A 14,733-nucleotide genomic window follows, 5' to 3' on the forward strand; every position below is an offset into this window, starting at 1 on the left:
CTGAGTGTTTCATGTATTGCGAGAAGTGCTGTAAAGGATGTTTAAGGACACACCGCCACACTTCTTTTGGCGGCCAAGGCCATGCAGGAACAAGGAATATTCGCAGATGTCGCCCCTGAATATCAAAAAAGGAACGTCGCGCCACTCGGTCTATGATCTGCGCGATCCCCATTCCGACGTGATCGAATCCCATACCCTTGCCGTGGTCGTCGATAACGAAGCGGGGGTTCTGGCGCGGGTGATCGGGCTGTTTTCCGGGCGCGGCTATAATATCGACAGTCTGACCGTGGCAGAGATTGACCAGACCGGTCATCGGTCGCGGATCACCATTGTCACCCGGGGCACCCCGGCGGTGATCGAACAAATCAAGGCGCAACTGGGCCGGATCGTGCCGGTTCACGAGGTGCATGACCTGACCGTCGAAGGCCCGACGGTTGAACGCGAACTGGCCCTGTTCAAGGTGTCAGGCACCGGCGACAAACGGGTCGAGGCCCTGCGTCTGGCCGATATTTTCCGCGCCAATGTCGTGGATTCCACCCTGGGCAGCTTTGTGTTCGAGATCACCGGCACCCCCGAAAAAATCGAGGCTTTTGCCGAACTGATGCGCCCCCTTGGCCTGAGCGAAGTGGCGCGCACCGGCGTGGCCGCATTGGGGCGCGGCGGTATCCGGGATTGAAAAAGCCGCCAGCACGGGGCTGGCGGCTGATCAACCGATCAGAATTGCAGATCAGTATTGTTCAAGCATCGTACGTGCCTCGGGCGCGTTCAATTCGTTTGCGCTGATCCGGCTGTCATCGTTGGTGTCGATGTCGTTGAAGATCTCTTGCTTGATCCCCGGGAAACCTGCGGCCAATTCGTCAAAGTTCAGGAAGTTGTCGCCATTGGTGTCGAGGTTGGCGATATCCATCGTTGTATTGGCGGCCGTTTCGCGATCAAAGATCGCCGAGGCGCCGGGGGCGTCCATTTCAACGGCGCTGAGGCGGTTGTCGCTGTTGGTGTCCAGCGTGTCAAAATCGCTTTGCATGAAACCGGGAACAACGGCGTTCAATTCAGCGTAGGTAACGAACCCGTCACCGTCTGCGTCAGCCATCACCATCATCGACATCTGACCGCCGGAGCGATCAAGCACCGTCTGGGTGTTCGGGTCCAGCAGCTCTTCGCTGCTGATGCGGTTGTCGGAATTCTTGTCAATCTGGTTGAAATCTGCGGGGTCAAATCCGGGATAGGCTGCCATGATTTCGGCTTCGGATGCAAAATTGTCGCCGTTGGTGTCGATCTGGGCCAGGTCCATTGCGGCAAAGGCTGCTGTGGTGGACATGGCTGTCGCGGCGGCTGCAATCATAATGCGTTTCATCGGGTACTCCTATCGTTCATGTGGCGCAGTATCGCGCCTTCCCTCACCCAATGCGCCGCATACCGTTTCGTTCCGCGCAGCCCGGTTTTTTCCAGTCACATCAACGTGCGCAACCCGAGCGGAACTTTTTCCAACTTGCAAAAGCAAAGGCCCTGCACCGTTTCCGGTACAAGGCCCCTTGCGTGAGTGGTGGGAAAAATCAGCCGTCCGCAGGCAACAGTCCGGCATCACGGGCCATGGCCAGCTCGTCCTCATCGACAAGCCCGTCGGCATTGGCATCCGCGCTCAGAAAGGTTTCTTCGGTCAGATCGGGAAAGGCCGCCGTCAGTTCGTCATAGGAATAGACGCCATCGCCGTCCGCATCCATTGTGGCTGTGGTTGCATCCTGCGCCATTGCGGCAGTGGTCACCATGGTCAGGCCAACAGCGGCGGCAGCAATAAGGTTCATCGATTTCATTTGCACATCTCCGTTTCAGGTTTTGCGCCCGGCATCATCGCCGTGCCCCTGCATATCGCCTCCGATTGCCGGTCAGGTCACGCCACCCGAACCGAACGCCCCGGTTTTCGCGGTTGCCCGCCAAAACACGCCCGTTCGCTGGGCACTGCCCCGCCCGTTGGCCCCTGCCCCGTTTCATCGGCGGGAACCTTCCGGCGGGCGGGGCCGGTTTGGGCAGGATCGCGCAGAATGCCGGTCATTCAATTTGCAGATGCGGCGTTCCATCGCTGGTGCGTTCCATGGAATGCCCCTTTGGCCCGACAACACCGCGAATCCGCTTTCGCAGGTTCGCGAACCGTTCAGACGTGACAACATCAACCGCCACATCCAGCTCCAGCTCCAACCGAAACCACCCCGGGCGCAGCATCGTAACGGCGATCACCCGCGCCTTGAACGGCTGTGCCAGATATCGCCCGCGCACCCTGCCCCCCACCTGCCATGGCTCGGGCGGGCGGTTGCCGATGGCGGCAATCAGCGTGTTCCAGTCCCGAAACCCGTAATGATGCGCCACCCGCTCCAGCGATTGGGCATGGCCCACCTTTATACCCTGCTGCGCCAGATCCAGCCGCAACCGCTTTGCCTGATCCTTGGCTTGTGTGGTGGTCGGAAGGCGCGCGCTCATGGCTTTGCCCCCTCAGCGCGGTGGAAAAGGCCCCAGTGCAACTGCCCACCACGGGCCGCCTTCGACAACACCAGCACCGTCAGACACAACAGCAACACTTCTGCCGTCGGACCAGCATACCAAACCCCCATTTCTCCGAACCACAGGGGCAAGGCAAACGTCAGCGGGATCGCAAAAGCATAGGGTTTGGCAAGACCCAGAACCGCCGCGCGCACAGCCACGCCGATGGCCTGAAAATAATTGGCGATCATCATCAGTGGCCCCATCAGAAAGAAGGCGCAGGTCATCACCGGCAGAATGCGCGCCACCTCGGATATGACCGCCGGGTCATCGACGAACGCCCCGGCAATCCGGGCAGGCAGGCCGGTAACGATGATCTGCACAATGCCACAATATACGAACGCGGCCCAAAGGGCGGTGCGCAGGCTGGCGTTTGATCTTTGCCAAAGGGATGCGCCGTAATTATTGCCGGTGATCGTCTGCATCGCAAACGACAGCCCCAGCAGCGGCAGATAGGCAAAGGTAATAACTCGGGTGGTGATGCCATAGGCCGTCACCGTATCGGAATAGCCCGGGCCGCCGACCCATTGCAGCGCGGTTAAAATAGCCGCCGACCCAAGGGCCAGCCCGACAAAGCTCAGGCTTTGGGGCGCGCCAAGGGCCAGAATGCGCCGCCATGATCGAAACAGCGAATAGTGCAGCAAAACCGAAGGGCGCAGCGCCGTCGCGCCGAACAGCCGAAACGCGGTGATGATCCCAAGGGCCAGACATTGCGCCGCCGCCGTGCCATAGGCCGACCCTGCCACCCCCATATCCAGACCGGCGATCAGCACATAGTTGAAAACGATATTGGCGAGGGACACCAGCAGGCTCATCGCGGCCATGAACCCCACGCGCCCCTCATTGCGCAGGGCGTCGGAATTGACAGACAGAATGAACAGCAGCGGCGCGAAAAACACGCTGATCCGCAGATACACCCACCCCATATGCGCCAGATCCACGGCCCCGCCAGCCGCCAACAGCGACACCGGCGCGCCAAAAGCCACGAACAGCAAAATCAGCACCAGTCCCAGAGCCACGGCCAACCCATGCGCCCCGGCAAAAACGGCCCGCGCATCCGCCAAACGACCGCCCCCAAGATGGCGGGCCAGCAGGCTGGACATGCCACTGGCCACGAGGGTCGAAAGCGCGACGATCAACATATAAATCGGAAACATCAGCGTGACGGCGGCCAGGGCCTCGGGGCCAACGAACCGGCCCAGAAACAACGCGTCAGCCACGGTCAGCAGGCCATTCATGCTCATCACAAAGATGATCGGCAGCGCGGTTTTCAGATAAATGGCACCCAAAGGCCCATTGGTAAACGTATTTGCGGGGGTGTCAGACATATCCCATATCCCTCTGGCCAGATCACGCAATTCAGGACGGGGCCCGCGTTACCATCCGCGCGATATGCGGCAGTAAGGTCGATGGAAATATATCGTCGCGGAACTTAACCAAGACATTGCGTCAGCGGGAGGCAGGCGTCCACAGCCTGCGCGCCCTTTAGAGGCCTGACAGGGGGCCGTCAAGGGCGCGTGGTTGCCCTTTTGCAGATTGCAGTATTTTCTTTGGGCAATCTGCCCGTCGTGATAGTTTCGCAGGATTGCTGATGGAGTTTCCCAATGATCCGAGTTCTGACCCTCTTTCTGTCATTCGGCCCGGCTGACGCCTTTGCGCAGGCCTCTTGCAGCGGCGATACCCAACGGGATGCCAATCTGTGCGCCAATGAAAAATGGGAAATCGCCGACAGTGAATTGAACCGCCTCTGGAAACAGGTGAAATCCCGGGCAGACGCCCGCGGAACCGGCAAAAAGCTGTTGAACCAGCAACGCGCCTGGTTGAAAAAACGCGACGCGACCTGCGATCCCGAATGGGACGGCGGCGGCACTGCCGATGCCATGTTCTATTGGACCTGCATGAAAGAAGAGACCCAAAAGCGCAATCAAACCCTGCGCGCCTTGCGCTGATCGCCACAATACCAGCGCAGGAATGAAAAAGGGGCGCCACAAGGGCGCCCCAAGGTTCACATGATCGGGCTCAATTGGTTCACCGCTCGTCTTGTTTTATGCCTGCGGCCCAATCCGCGTCAGGGGCGAGCGCACCCGCCCCGGAACTTGTTCGATCTTTCGCAACAAACGCCCGCTGCCGTTAACTACAGCCGCTTGTGCCGCCGCAGGTGTTGCATTTCATGCAGGTGCCGTTGCGCACGAGGGTGTAATTGCCACATTCGCCGCAAGCTTCGCCCTCGTATCCCTGCATCCTGGCCTTGGCGCGGGCGTCCATGGCCATTGCCGGTGCGGCTTTGACCTCGGGCGTGAGGGTTGCAACCGCATCATTCGCCGCCTCGCTTATCTGTCCGCCCTGCACCACGCGCAGCTCTTGCGGCACCCGGTTGCGCAGATAACCGGTGGACACCACCTGTTTCAGCACATCCAGCGGCGATGCCGCCTTGCTGCCCGGCACTTCGGTAAAGTTGCGCTTGCCCTCTTCCTCGCCGCGTCCGATGTCGTCGAACGTGGCGCCCTGGGGTTGCACATGGGCCAGATCGGTGCGGTCGAGGTAAGACACGGCCAGTTCCCGGAAGATATAGTCGATGATCGAGGTCGCGCTTTTGATGCTGTCGTTGCCCTGCACCATGCCCGCAGGTTCGAACTTGGTAAAGGTAAAGGCATCGACGAATTCATCCAGCGGCACGCCGTATTGCAGGCCCACCGACACCGCGATGGCGAAATTGTTCATCATCGCCCGGAAACCGGCACCTTCCTTGTGCATATCGATAAAGATTTCGCCAAGCTTGCCGTCGGCATATTCCCCGGTGCGCAGATACACCTTGTGCCCGCCCACGTTGGCCTTTTGGGTATAGCCACGCCGCCGCTGAGGCATCTTTTCGCGGTTCGAGCGGACGATTTCCTTGATGATGACCTTTTCCACCACCTTTTCCGCCAGAACGATTGCCTTTTCCCGGTCGCTGCCTGTGGCCAGGATTTCCTCGGCCTCGTCGTCATCCTCGACCAGGGCGGCGGCCAGCGGTTGCGAAAGCTTTGAGCCGTCACGATAGAGCGCGTTGGCCTTTACCCCAAGGGACCACGAAAATTCGTACGCCTTCTGGCAATCCTCGATGCTGGCGTCGTTGGGCATGTTGATCGTCTTGGAGATCGCACCCGAGATGAACGATTGCGCCGCGGCCATCATATGGATGTGGCTGTCCACCGACAGGAACCGCTTGCCCTTTTTGCCACAGGGATTGGCGCAATCGAAGATGTGGTAATGTTCGGGTTTCAGGTGCGGTGCACCTTCAAGGGTCATCGTACCGCAAACGTGATCGTTGGCCGCTTCGATGTCCTGCTTGGTAAACCCAAGATGGCGCAGCAGATCAAAGGTGGGATCGTTCAGCTTTTCCGCCGGAATGCCGAGATTTTCGCGGCAGAAAGTTTCGCCCAGCGTCCACTGGTTGAACACGAACCGAATATCAAAGGCCGAGGGCAGCGCCGCTTCGATCTTGGCGATCTCATTGGCGCCAAACCCGTGCCCGATCAACGATGTGGTGTTGATCCGCGCCGCATTGCCGATGGAACCATGACCCACGGCATAGGCGATGATCTCTTCGATTTGCGCGCTGCCATAGCCGAGGTTTTCAAGCGCGGCGGGAACCGAGCGGTTGATGATCTTGAAATACCCGCCACCGGCCAGCTTTTTGAACTTTACCAGCGCAAAGTCAGGCTCGATCCCGGTCGTGTCGCAATCCATGACCAGACCAATGGTGCCCGTGGGGGCGATCACCGAAACCTGTGCGTTGCGATAGCCGTGCTTTTCGCCCAGGGTCAGCGCCTCGTCCCAGGCGCCTTTGGCGATGTCGATCAACCGCGCATCGGGGCAATTGGCATGGTCCAGCGGCACAGGATTGGTGGCAAGGGATTCATATCCGTCCGACAATCCATAGGCGGCGGTGCGGTGGTTGCCCATCACCCGCAGCATATGCGCCGCGTTCTTGGCATAGCCCGGGAAGGCGCCCAACTCACCCGCCATTTCGGCGCTGGTGGCATAGGAAACACCCGTCATGATCGCGGTCAGCGCCCCGCAGAGCGCGCGGCCCTCGGCACTGTCATAGCCATGGCCCATGTTCATCAGCAGCCCGCCGATGTTGGCATAGCCAAGACCAAGGGTGCGGAAATCATAGGACCGCTGGGCAATTTCCTTGCTCGGGAATTGTGCCATGGTCACGCTGATTTCCAGGGTCACGGTCCACAACCGGGTGGCGTGCATGTAATCCTCGACCTGAAACTTGCCGTCCTTGAGGAAGGTCAGCAGGTTCATCGACGCCAGATTGCAGGCGGTATCATCAAGGAACATGTATTCCGAACAGGGGTTCGACCCACGGATTGCGCCATCTTCCGGGCAGGTGTGCCAGTCGTTGATCGTGTCGTGATACTGAATGCCCGGATCGGCGCAGGCCCATGCGGCATGGCCCACCTGTTCCCACAGATCGCGGGCCTTGATGGTTTTGGCGACCTTGCCATCCTTGCGGTTGATCAGATCCCATGTGCTGTCGGATTCGACCGCCTTGAGGAAGGCATCAGTCACCCGGATCGAGTTGTTGGAGTTCTGGCCTGACACGCTTGAATAGGCCTCTGAATCCCAGTCGGTGTCATAGGTCGGGAATTCGATGCTGGTGTGGCCCTGCCTGGCGTAATCCAGCACGCGTTTCACGTATGTTTCCGGGATCGCAACCTTTTTGGCGTCTTTCACCGCCGCCTTCAGGGCATCGTTCACCTTGGGGTCATAGGCGTCGGCCTCGGCGCCGTCCCACTGCTTGATCGCCGCGAACAGGGCGTTCAGTTTTTGCTCGTGCATCTTGGAACCGGCAACGATGGACGCGACCTTTTGTTCCTCGATGACCTTCCAGTTGATGAAATCCTCGATATCGGGGTGGTCGGCATCGACAATCACCATCTTGGCCGCGCGCCGGGTGGTGCCGCCCGATTTGATTGCGCCTGCCGCCCGGTCACCGATTTTCAGAAACCCCATCAGGCCGCTGGATTTGCCACCGCCCGACAGTTTTTCACCCTCGCCCCGCAGCGAGGAAAAGTTGGTGCCGGTGCCCGAGCCGTATTTGAACAGGCGCGCCTCGCGCACCCACAGATCCATGATGCCGCCATCGTTCACCAGATCATCGGCAACCGACTGAATGAAACAGGCGTGGGGCTGGGGATGCTCATAGGATGATTTCGACTTGGTCAGTTTGCCGGTCTTGAAGTCAACATAATGGTGGCCCTGCGCCGGACCGTCGATGCCATAGGCCCAATGCAGCCCGGTGTTAAACCACTGGGGGCTGTTCGGTGCGGCCTTTTGCGTGGCCAGCATGAACCGCATTTCATCGAAATAGGCGCGGGCATCGGTTTCACGGCTGAAATAGCCGCCCTTCCAGCCCCAATAGGCCCAGGCCCCTGCCAGACGGTCAAACACCTGTTTTGAACTCACCTCGCCGCCGAACCGTTCGTCTTCGGGCAGTTTGGACAGCGCCTCTTCGTCAGGCACCGAACGCCACAGGAACTCGGGAACGTCCTTTTCGCGCACCTTTTTCAAAATCGCAGGCACCCCGGCCTTGCGGAAATATTTCTGGGCGATCACATCGCTGGCGACCTGGCTCCAGGCGCCGGGCACTTCCACCCGGTCGTTGTGAAAAACGACCGTGCCGTCGGGATTGCGAGATCTCGGAGGTCACCGTGGTGAACTCAAGCTTCGCGTATGCGTCCGAACCGGCGCGGGTGAACGTGCGTTCGATTTTCATGTCTCGATCTGCCCCATAGGTTAGATTTTCAAATACCCGCCCCCTGTCGTTGCAGAGGACACCAGCAAGAAACCGTCGGGGGGCGATCACCACATATTGTCTGCAACGGGCTGATGCCTGCCCGTTACTTACCCCGTCACGCGGGTGGATTACATGTGGTTCCCGGCCAACCGACCACCACATCTGGTAGTCTCCCCGTCGGCCTGCACAAACTGGCGTATTCAGGCCTATGGGGTCAACGGCAAATTTACGAAATCTTCGCGAATTATCTGTTGAATGTTACCGCCCGATCTGACGGCAAACCCGCCCCGGGATTCCCCCTTGGGTTACCCCCCGATTTATCAACATGCCGCCGGGGGCGTTTTTCCAAGGGTTCGGGCATGGTTAGGGCAAGTTATTCACAAAGCGGTTCAATGGCGGGCTGGGGACAACACAGTGCCCGGCGGCCATCAATATTTTTTCAACCCACCCTCCGCTGGCGCAGATGGGCCACATATGGTGGAAAACAACAGATCATCCAAAAACCGCACAACATATAGTAATCTCAGCGAAGTGCCGCGATCTTTGGAATCACGAATCACGGTCAGCCGCCCATCCGGGTGCTGCCGCACCACGACCGGAACGGGGAATCAGCCCGACTCAGACCTCGATCAGGTGGTTGTCCCAGGCGCGTGCGGCATGGCTCAGGGGGGTCAGGCCCGCCGCGCCAAGGGCAACGATACCGCCCAAACCATCGGTTGCCACAAACCCGCGCGCCGCCCGGCCAATGCCACAGACATCGGCCCGCGCGATCACCTCGTGAAACGCGCCGTCGGCATCATACACATGCACCCGCCCGCCCCGGGGGCTGGTGATCGCCACATGCCGGCCCTCGCCGTCAAAGGCGATGCTCCCGGCATAGCCCTGCATCGCGATCTGCTCGGCCAGGTCGGCCTGACACAGCACCGGCGCGCTGCCTTGGCGGTGCAGCCCCAACAGTGGCGGCGCATCGGCGATGTCGCCCTGATATTGCATGGCAAAGGCCACCTGCCCCCCTGCCCCCAGCGCCAGATGGCGAATCGAACATTGGTGCAGGTCGGCGCTCAGTTCCACCTGTTCGCTGATCCCGTCATCAACGGTCAGATAGGTCAGGTTGGGCTGCATCGTGTCGATGTTCAGCTTGTCGCGCCCGGAATCGGGATGGGTGCGGATGCCGCCGTTGGCCACCACCAAAGTGCGCCCATCCGCCAGCAGTTTCATGTCGTGTGGCCCGATCCCGCCCGAGGCGACCTCGCCCACCCGGGCATAGCCCTTGCGCCGCGCCCAAAGCCCGATCCGCCCCTGCCCTGTCTCAATGTCATTCTCGGTGGTGCACAGAATGTCACCCCCGGCCAGAAACACGCCGTGCCCATAAAAATGCCGCCCCGCGGGCGATTCAAGCTGCTCAATCACCTGTCCGCTGACCCCGTCAATGACCAGCGCAAAGGTGCCGGGGCGTCGGGCAAAGGCGACGATTTCCGGCGCTGTGGGGTGGGCCGTGGCGGCATGGCCGCGCCCGGGCAGTGCAATGCGGAACACATCCGCCCCCGCCGCCGACAACCCGAACAGGGCAAACGCGCCGTCCGGTTCGCGCGCGGCGGCGATAAAGGCCGGGTTGCCCGCATCGGCCCAGCTCAACTGCGGCACGGCCGAGGCGGCAAAGGCGCTGGCCAAAAAGGTTCGGCGGGTGGTGGTCATCGGCTCAATCTCCGTCTGCTGCGTTGAACCCGGCAGTCACGCCCAGTTCCTTGCCAATCTCGCCCAGAACCGCCCGATCCACGTTCTGTACCTGCTGTTGCAACGATTCCACCTTGAAGCGCCCGCCCGGGTCTTCCACCCCGGCAAACAACGGATCATCCAGATCGCGGGCCGTTTCCAGCGCGGTATCAAATGCGTCGAGGGTGAGTGTCGGTTCAGTGTCCGCCAACGCGGCGGCCAGATCGCGCAGGGCGCCCAGGGACAGGATGACATTGCGCAGGGGCCGCCCCGAACGCCGCGCCTCGGCCCGGTTGGGGCGCGGGCGATCAAAGGTTCCCATGGGGCGGCCAATCCGCTGATCCGCATCGAACTCCAACGCGGTGGTCAGCACGGTCAACAGCGCCTGGGCCGCCTCTTTTTCAGTCAGAAACACCGTATTGTCCGCCGCCCCGGCGCTGCGCAGGGTCTGGGCATAACCGTTCTGCCATTCGTTCAGAACCGTGCCGGCCATGCCATCCAGATCTTCGGCCACGACTGTGACCAGACGGCAAGTGTAACTGTCCGGCGCGTAACCAGACAGATCATCGTCATACAACAACCGCTCCAGCGCCATCAGGCCGCGCGCCGCCACGCTGACCCCGCGATAGGCCTCGGGGCTGTTTACCACGTCATCCTGATCCGCGATCATCCGGCGCAGGCTGGTTTCGGTCAGGTTGCGAGTGTCGGGCCAGAACGAGATGGCCAGAATACGGCCATCGGTTTCAACCGGCCCAAGGCGCAGATGGCTGATCCCCATCCAGGCATCGAACGCCGCCTGATACGCCGGGCGCAGGGTGGGCGCGGTGCAATCGGCCTGCGCCGCAGCGGCCAGGGCGCCGGTTGCCTCGGCAAACTGGCGGTAACCGGGCAGGATATGATCATCAATCACACGGCTGACATCGGCCATGGCAGGCGCGGCCAGACCGCACAGGACAAGGGCAGGCAGAAATCGCATTACAGGCTCTCCAGATAACGGATCAGCGCATCGCGATCCTCTTTGGGCATTGTCACCACATTCTGTTTCGCGGCTTCACCCTCGCCGCCGTGCCACAGGATCGCCTCAAGCAGGCTGCGCGCCCGGCCATCATGCAAAAACCGCGAATGGCCGTTCACCTGTTGGGTCAGCCCGATTCCCCAAAGGGGCGAGGTGCGCCATTCCCGACCGCTGGCGCGGCCTTCGGGGCGGTGATCGGCCAGACCGTCGCCCATGTCGTGCAGCAACAGATCGGTATAGGGCCAGATCAGTTGAAAGCTTTGTTCCGGCTGATCCTTCAGGCGCGCGGTGACATATTTCGGCGTGTGGCACGAGGTACAGCCTGAGTCATAGAACATCTGCTTGCCGCGCAACACCTGCGGATCACTCACATCGCGCCGGGCCGGAACCGCCAGATTGCGGCTATAGAACGTCACCAGATCCAGCCCCTCGGCGTCAATCTCGGTGCCGCGTGCATCGCCATCGCCATGGGGGCCGGCGCGACAGGCCACCTCGGCCTCGGAGCAATCGCCCCAGGGCTGTTGAAACAGCGGGCTGGAAATGCCGATATCCCCGGCAAAGGCGCTGGCGGATTGTTCGCGAATGGTCGGCGCCCCGGCCTTTAACCCGAACCGCCCCAGCATGATCCGGTTTTCATCAAAGGACCACACCATCTGGGCACGCCCCGAAATGCCATCACCATCGGCGTCGCCCGGGTCTTCGTGGGCCAGAATATCCTCGGCCGGGATCGCCTCCAGCAACCCAAGCCCGATCATCGGCGGCGCCACCCGGGGGCTGAGCATGGCCCCCTCGGTCAATGGGCCATACCCCAGATCAGCAGCGCGATAGGTCGGCGCGGCCAGATGGGCCACCTCACCATCCGAAAGCGGCACCTTGATGTCGTCATAGGTAATATCGAGCCGGTATTCCGCCGGATGCCCCTGCACGCCGAAATCCTGCAACTGCCCGCCATACACCGGGTCGGGGCGGGTGCGCTGGGGTTCATCGCCCACGGACAAAAGAAACGCCTCGATCTCGCTCATCGCCTCTTTCGGGGAGGCGGGCACGGAAATACGCAGGAACATCGACACCGCGCTGTCATCGGCATTTTCCGGTGGATGGCCGCGCCCGTCTTTCAGGTGGCACCGCTGGCATGACCGGGCATTATAAAGTGGCCCCAACCCATCAGATGCCAGTGTCGACGACGGCGACGATACCCAGAGTTTGGTGAACAACCCGTTGCCAAGCTTGAAATCCAGCTCGCTTTCAAACGGCATATTGGCCGAGGACAGCGAAAAGGCATCGGCATCGGTGCGCGCCCTGACGGTGGCGGCGCCGCCCGGGTTTGTCTCGAACCGCTCGGCGGCGTCGAATGTGGTGGTGGGTGCTGTGGCATTGGCGATCCGCGCCCGCTCTTTCGCGGTGCGGGGGATTTCATTCAGATGCGGGTGCAGCAGATCGGCGGCCATGGCCCCCGGGGCGAAAAACGCGACGGCGCAACACAGCGCCGATGGCAAAAATGCAGAAGCTTTCACGAGATCACTTATGATTGTGGGTGGGCCGGGGTTGCCCCCGACCCTGCCCGGTTATTGAAACACAGCGTCGGGATTGTCGAGGCTGTCAGACCCTTCGAAATCAATCTGATCCACGCCCAGAACGGTCACGGCCCGTTCGATGCTGCGGGTTTGCGCCACCAGGGCATCAACCGCATCCATGATAAGCGCCTCACCGGCCTTATTGTCGCGGTCCAGCATCTGGTCATAGCTCATGCCTGCCTCGGCGGCCATCTTGATCCGGCTCAGATCGAACATGGTGGCGTCAAGGTTTGCGCGCAGCTCATCATCAACCTTGCTGTCGGCCTCGGCCACCAGATCGGAAACAGACGGGCCCGACACCACCGTGCCGTCGATCCGCGTATAAGACCCGAGATACACGTTCCGCATCCCCAGACCATCATAATAATGGCTGTTGTGGGTATTGTCGGAAAAACAATCATGCTCTTCCTCGGGGTCGTTCAGCAACACGCCCAGCTTCATCCGCTGGCCGGCCTGTTCGCCGTAAGACATGCTGCCCAGACCTGTAAGGATCGCACTGATTCCGGCGTTTTCATTGGCGGTCACTGCGGCGCGCGCCGCGCCGTCCTTGCCCCATTGATCGGCCATCCATGTCAGATCGCTGACCAAAAGGTCCGTTGCGGCACTCAGGTAATCCCCCCGCCGGTCACAATTGCCGTTGGTGCAATCGGCACCGCTGGCGTAATCCGTCCAGGGCCGGTTGCCCGCGCCATGTTCCGTACCGTTCAGATCCTGCCCCCAGAGCAAAAATTCAATCGCGTGATATCCGGTGGCCACGTTGGATTCCACGGCATCCGCCTCGTGCAGGGTGGATTCCAGCAGCTCGGGGGTGATCTGGGCCGCGTCCACCGTTTCACCCGACAGGGTAAAGCTGGGATTGGCGATCACGTTCAGCACCGCATATTCGTTTTCATCAGTCGCCCCGCCATAGGCCGAATCGACATAATCAATCAGCCCCTCGTCCAGCGGCCAGGCATTCACCTTGCCCTCCCAATCATCGACGATGGCATTGCCAAACCGGTACGCCTCGGTCTGCTGATAAGGCACGCGCGCCGCCAACCAGGCGGTTTTGGCAGCCTGCAACGTCGCCGCCGATGGCGTGGCGATCAGGGCGTTGACCGCCTCTTGCAGGTGCTGCGCCGTGGTCAGGCTGTCCCCATAGCCAGCGGCGGCGATGTCGGCATAGGTATTCAGAACCTCGGCCTTTTCCACCGCAAGGGCGGGCAGCGTCGTCAGGGCCGTGGTGGCCAGCGCGGCCATCAGTGTGCGTGTCATTCAAATTCCTCTCAGTGTTTCAGGGATGAAGGCGACGGACGATGAATATCACCACCCGGGTTTGAAGGGATGCGGGCAAGCCGCAGGAAAACCGGGCCAAGGGCACTGGCCAGTTGCACCACAGCAAAGGCGGCAGAAGGGTGCAAAAGCGTGCAGGCGAACAACATCGCATCGTCGTTGTCCCCCCCGGCGGCGGCGGCGATCATGTTGGCAAAGGCGCTTTCGTCGCCACCAAAACAGCGGCACCCAACCCCATGACGCATCAGCGCGCGACGACAGCCGCCAAGGGTGTGGTCCATCAAATCGCTGAAATGCTCCAACGCGGCGTCAGCGCCCGGCGCATCCAGAATCAACCGGAAATCGTTCCCGATCCGGTCCTTCGCAGCGCCCCCTGACACCAGCCGCGCAAGTAAAGGATGGCGCACAGCTCGACCGCCGGCAGTTCGTTCAGATGACCGACCGGCGCGGCACCACGGGGCGGCGGCGCGGGCTGTTGTGGCGTGGGTGCGGAAAACCGGAATGACATGCTCATTTCGTCAAAATCAGTTTACCGGCCCGCGTGATCCGCAGGGTATAGACAAGATCATCCAGCAAAATCTGCGCCTGATTGCCGCCCTTGGTCAGGGCGCTGGCCTCATGGGTGGGCAGATGTGACGGGCTGCGCGGTGCGGTTGAGGTATCGGTGCGTTCGCTCATGGCTGGCGCTCCATCCGGTCGATCAACATTTCAAGGTTCTCGGTGGCAAGGGGCGCCCCCTCCATTGCGGATTGGACGATCTCGCGCCACACGAGGGAATCATGGCGCTCGGTCACGGGGGGGCCTGCGTCATCAAGGGGGCTGGCAAGGGCTGCATG

12 protein-coding genes and 1 pseudogene are annotated in these 14,733 nt (G+C 61.1%); 2 read left to right on the forward strand and 11 right to left on the reverse strand.

Translation table 11 applies throughout. The features are described from left to right. Positions 1–106: 106 nt before the first annotated feature. A complete protein-coding gene (gene ilvN, locus AC0L7P_RS14315) occupies positions 107–676 on the forward strand; it encodes an acetolactate synthase small subunit (RefSeq protein ID WP_473433350.1) in 570 nt (189 codons plus the stop codon). A 51-nt stretch (positions 677–727) separates the two neighbouring features. On the opposite strand, the gene AC0L7P_RS14320 is transcribed toward ilvN, so the two are convergent. The 4 genes from AC0L7P_RS14320 to AC0L7P_RS14335 form a co-directional block, all read right to left on the reverse strand. Further along, positions 728–1,354, reverse strand: a complete 627-nt coding sequence (locus AC0L7P_RS14320) for a hypothetical protein (RefSeq protein WP_473433351.1) — start codon at positions 1,352–1,354, stop codon at positions 728–730. Positions 1,355–1,553: 199 nt separating this feature from the next. Next, a complete protein-coding gene (locus tag AC0L7P_RS14325) occupies positions 1,554–1,811 on the reverse strand; it encodes an EF-hand domain-containing protein (protein WP_473433352.1) in 258 nt (85 codons plus the stop codon). A 235-nt stretch (positions 1,812–2,046) separates the two neighbouring features. Then, entirely contained in the window at positions 2,047–2,472 is a 426-nt protein-coding gene (locus AC0L7P_RS14330; protein WP_473433353.1) for a glyoxalase superfamily protein, read from the reverse strand. Then, entirely contained in the window at positions 2,469–3,860 is a 1,392-nt protein-coding gene (locus AC0L7P_RS14335; RefSeq protein WP_473433354.1) for an MATE family efflux transporter, read from the reverse strand. The genes AC0L7P_RS14330 and AC0L7P_RS14335 overlap by 4 nt, the downstream gene beginning before the upstream one ends. Before the next feature lie 276 nt (positions 3,861–4,136). Between AC0L7P_RS14335 and AC0L7P_RS14340 the strand changes: the two genes are divergently transcribed. Next, positions 4,137–4,481, forward strand: a complete 345-nt coding sequence (locus AC0L7P_RS14340) for a lysozyme inhibitor LprI family protein (protein WP_473433355.1) — start codon at positions 4,137–4,139, stop codon at positions 4,479–4,481. Between the two features lie 181 nt (positions 4,482–4,662). On the opposite strand, the pseudogene AC0L7P_RS14345 reads toward AC0L7P_RS14340, so the two are convergent. The 7 genes and pseudogenes from AC0L7P_RS14345 to hemP form a co-directional block, all read right to left on the reverse strand. Further along, a pseudogene (locus AC0L7P_RS14345) lies at positions 4,663–8,302 on the reverse strand (vitamin B12-dependent ribonucleotide reductase). Positions 8,303–8,941: 639 nt separating this feature from the next. Next, entirely contained in the window at positions 8,942–10,018 is a 1,077-nt protein-coding gene (locus AC0L7P_RS14350; RefSeq protein ID WP_473433356.1) for a DUF1513 domain-containing protein, read from the reverse strand. A 4-nt stretch (positions 10,019–10,022) separates the two neighbouring features. Then, positions 10,023–11,012: an imelysin family protein gene (locus AC0L7P_RS14355; RefSeq protein ID WP_473433357.1), complete on the reverse strand. Its 990-nt coding sequence runs from the start codon at positions 11,010–11,012 to the stop codon at positions 10,023–10,025. Continuing rightward, on the reverse strand, positions 11,012–12,499 hold the full coding sequence (locus AC0L7P_RS14360; RefSeq protein ID WP_473435467.1) for a di-heme oxidoreductase family protein: 1,488 nt from the start codon (positions 12,497–12,499) through the stop codon (positions 11,012–11,014). Before AC0L7P_RS14360 ends, AC0L7P_RS14355 begins: the two co-directional genes overlap by 1 nt. 117 nt (positions 12,500–12,616) lie before the next feature. Next, positions 12,617–13,879: an imelysin family protein gene (locus tag AC0L7P_RS14365; protein ID WP_473433358.1), complete on the reverse strand. Its 1,263-nt coding sequence runs from the start codon at positions 13,877–13,879 to the stop codon at positions 12,617–12,619. Between the two features lie 11 nt (positions 13,880–13,890). After that, a complete protein-coding gene (locus tag AC0L7P_RS14370) occupies positions 13,891–14,304 on the reverse strand; it encodes a hypothetical protein (protein WP_473433359.1) in 414 nt (137 codons plus the stop codon). 103 nt (positions 14,305–14,407) lie between these two features. Further along, entirely contained in the window at positions 14,408–14,575 is a 168-nt protein-coding gene (gene hemP, locus AC0L7P_RS14375; RefSeq protein WP_473433360.1) for a hemin uptake protein HemP, read from the reverse strand. Between the last annotated feature and the right edge of the window lie 158 nt (positions 14,576–14,733).

The sequence above is a fragment of the Oceaniglobus sp. K40-3 genome (assembly GCF_055808395.1).

What these genes read in the sequence shown, in the direction of transcription:
- ilvN (WP_473433350.1), top strand. Translation starts at nt 107, where the DNA reads ATGTCGCCCCTGAATATCAAAAAAGGAACGTCGCGCCACTCGGTCTAT.
- AC0L7P_RS14320 (WP_473433351.1), bottom strand. Translation starts at nt 1,354, where the DNA reads ATGAAACGCATTATGATTGCAGCCGCCGCGACAGCCATGTCCACCACA.
- AC0L7P_RS14325 (WP_473433352.1), bottom strand. Translation starts at nt 1,811, where the DNA reads ATGAAATCGATGAACCTTATTGCTGCCGCCGCTGTTGGCCTGACCATG.
- AC0L7P_RS14330 (WP_473433353.1), bottom strand. Translation starts at nt 2,472, where the DNA reads ATGAGCGCGCGCCTTCCGACCACCACACAAGCCAAGGATCAGGCAAAG.
- AC0L7P_RS14335 (WP_473433354.1), bottom strand. Translation starts at nt 3,860, where the DNA reads ATGTCTGACACCCCCGCAAATACGTTTACCAATGGGCCTTTGGGTGCC.
- AC0L7P_RS14340 (WP_473433355.1), top strand. Translation starts at nt 4,137, where the DNA reads ATGATCCGAGTTCTGACCCTCTTTCTGTCATTCGGCCCGGCTGACGCC.
- AC0L7P_RS14350 (WP_473433356.1), bottom strand. Translation starts at nt 10,018, where the DNA reads ATGACCACCACCCGCCGAACCTTTTTGGCCAGCGCCTTTGCCGCCTCG.
- AC0L7P_RS14355 (WP_473433357.1), bottom strand. Translation starts at nt 11,012, where the DNA reads ATGCGATTTCTGCCTGCCCTTGTCCTGTGCGGTCTGGCCGCGCCTGCC.
- AC0L7P_RS14360 (WP_473435467.1), bottom strand. Translation starts at nt 12,499, where the DNA reads ATGGCCGCCGATCTGCTGCACCCGCATCTGAATGAAATCCCCCGCACC.
- AC0L7P_RS14365 (WP_473433358.1), bottom strand. Translation starts at nt 13,879, where the DNA reads ATGACACGCACACTGATGGCCGCGCTGGCCACCACGGCCCTGACGACG.
- hemP (WP_473433360.1), bottom strand. Translation starts at nt 14,575, where the DNA reads ATGAGCGAACGCACCGATACCTCAACCGCACCGCGCAGCCCGTCACAT.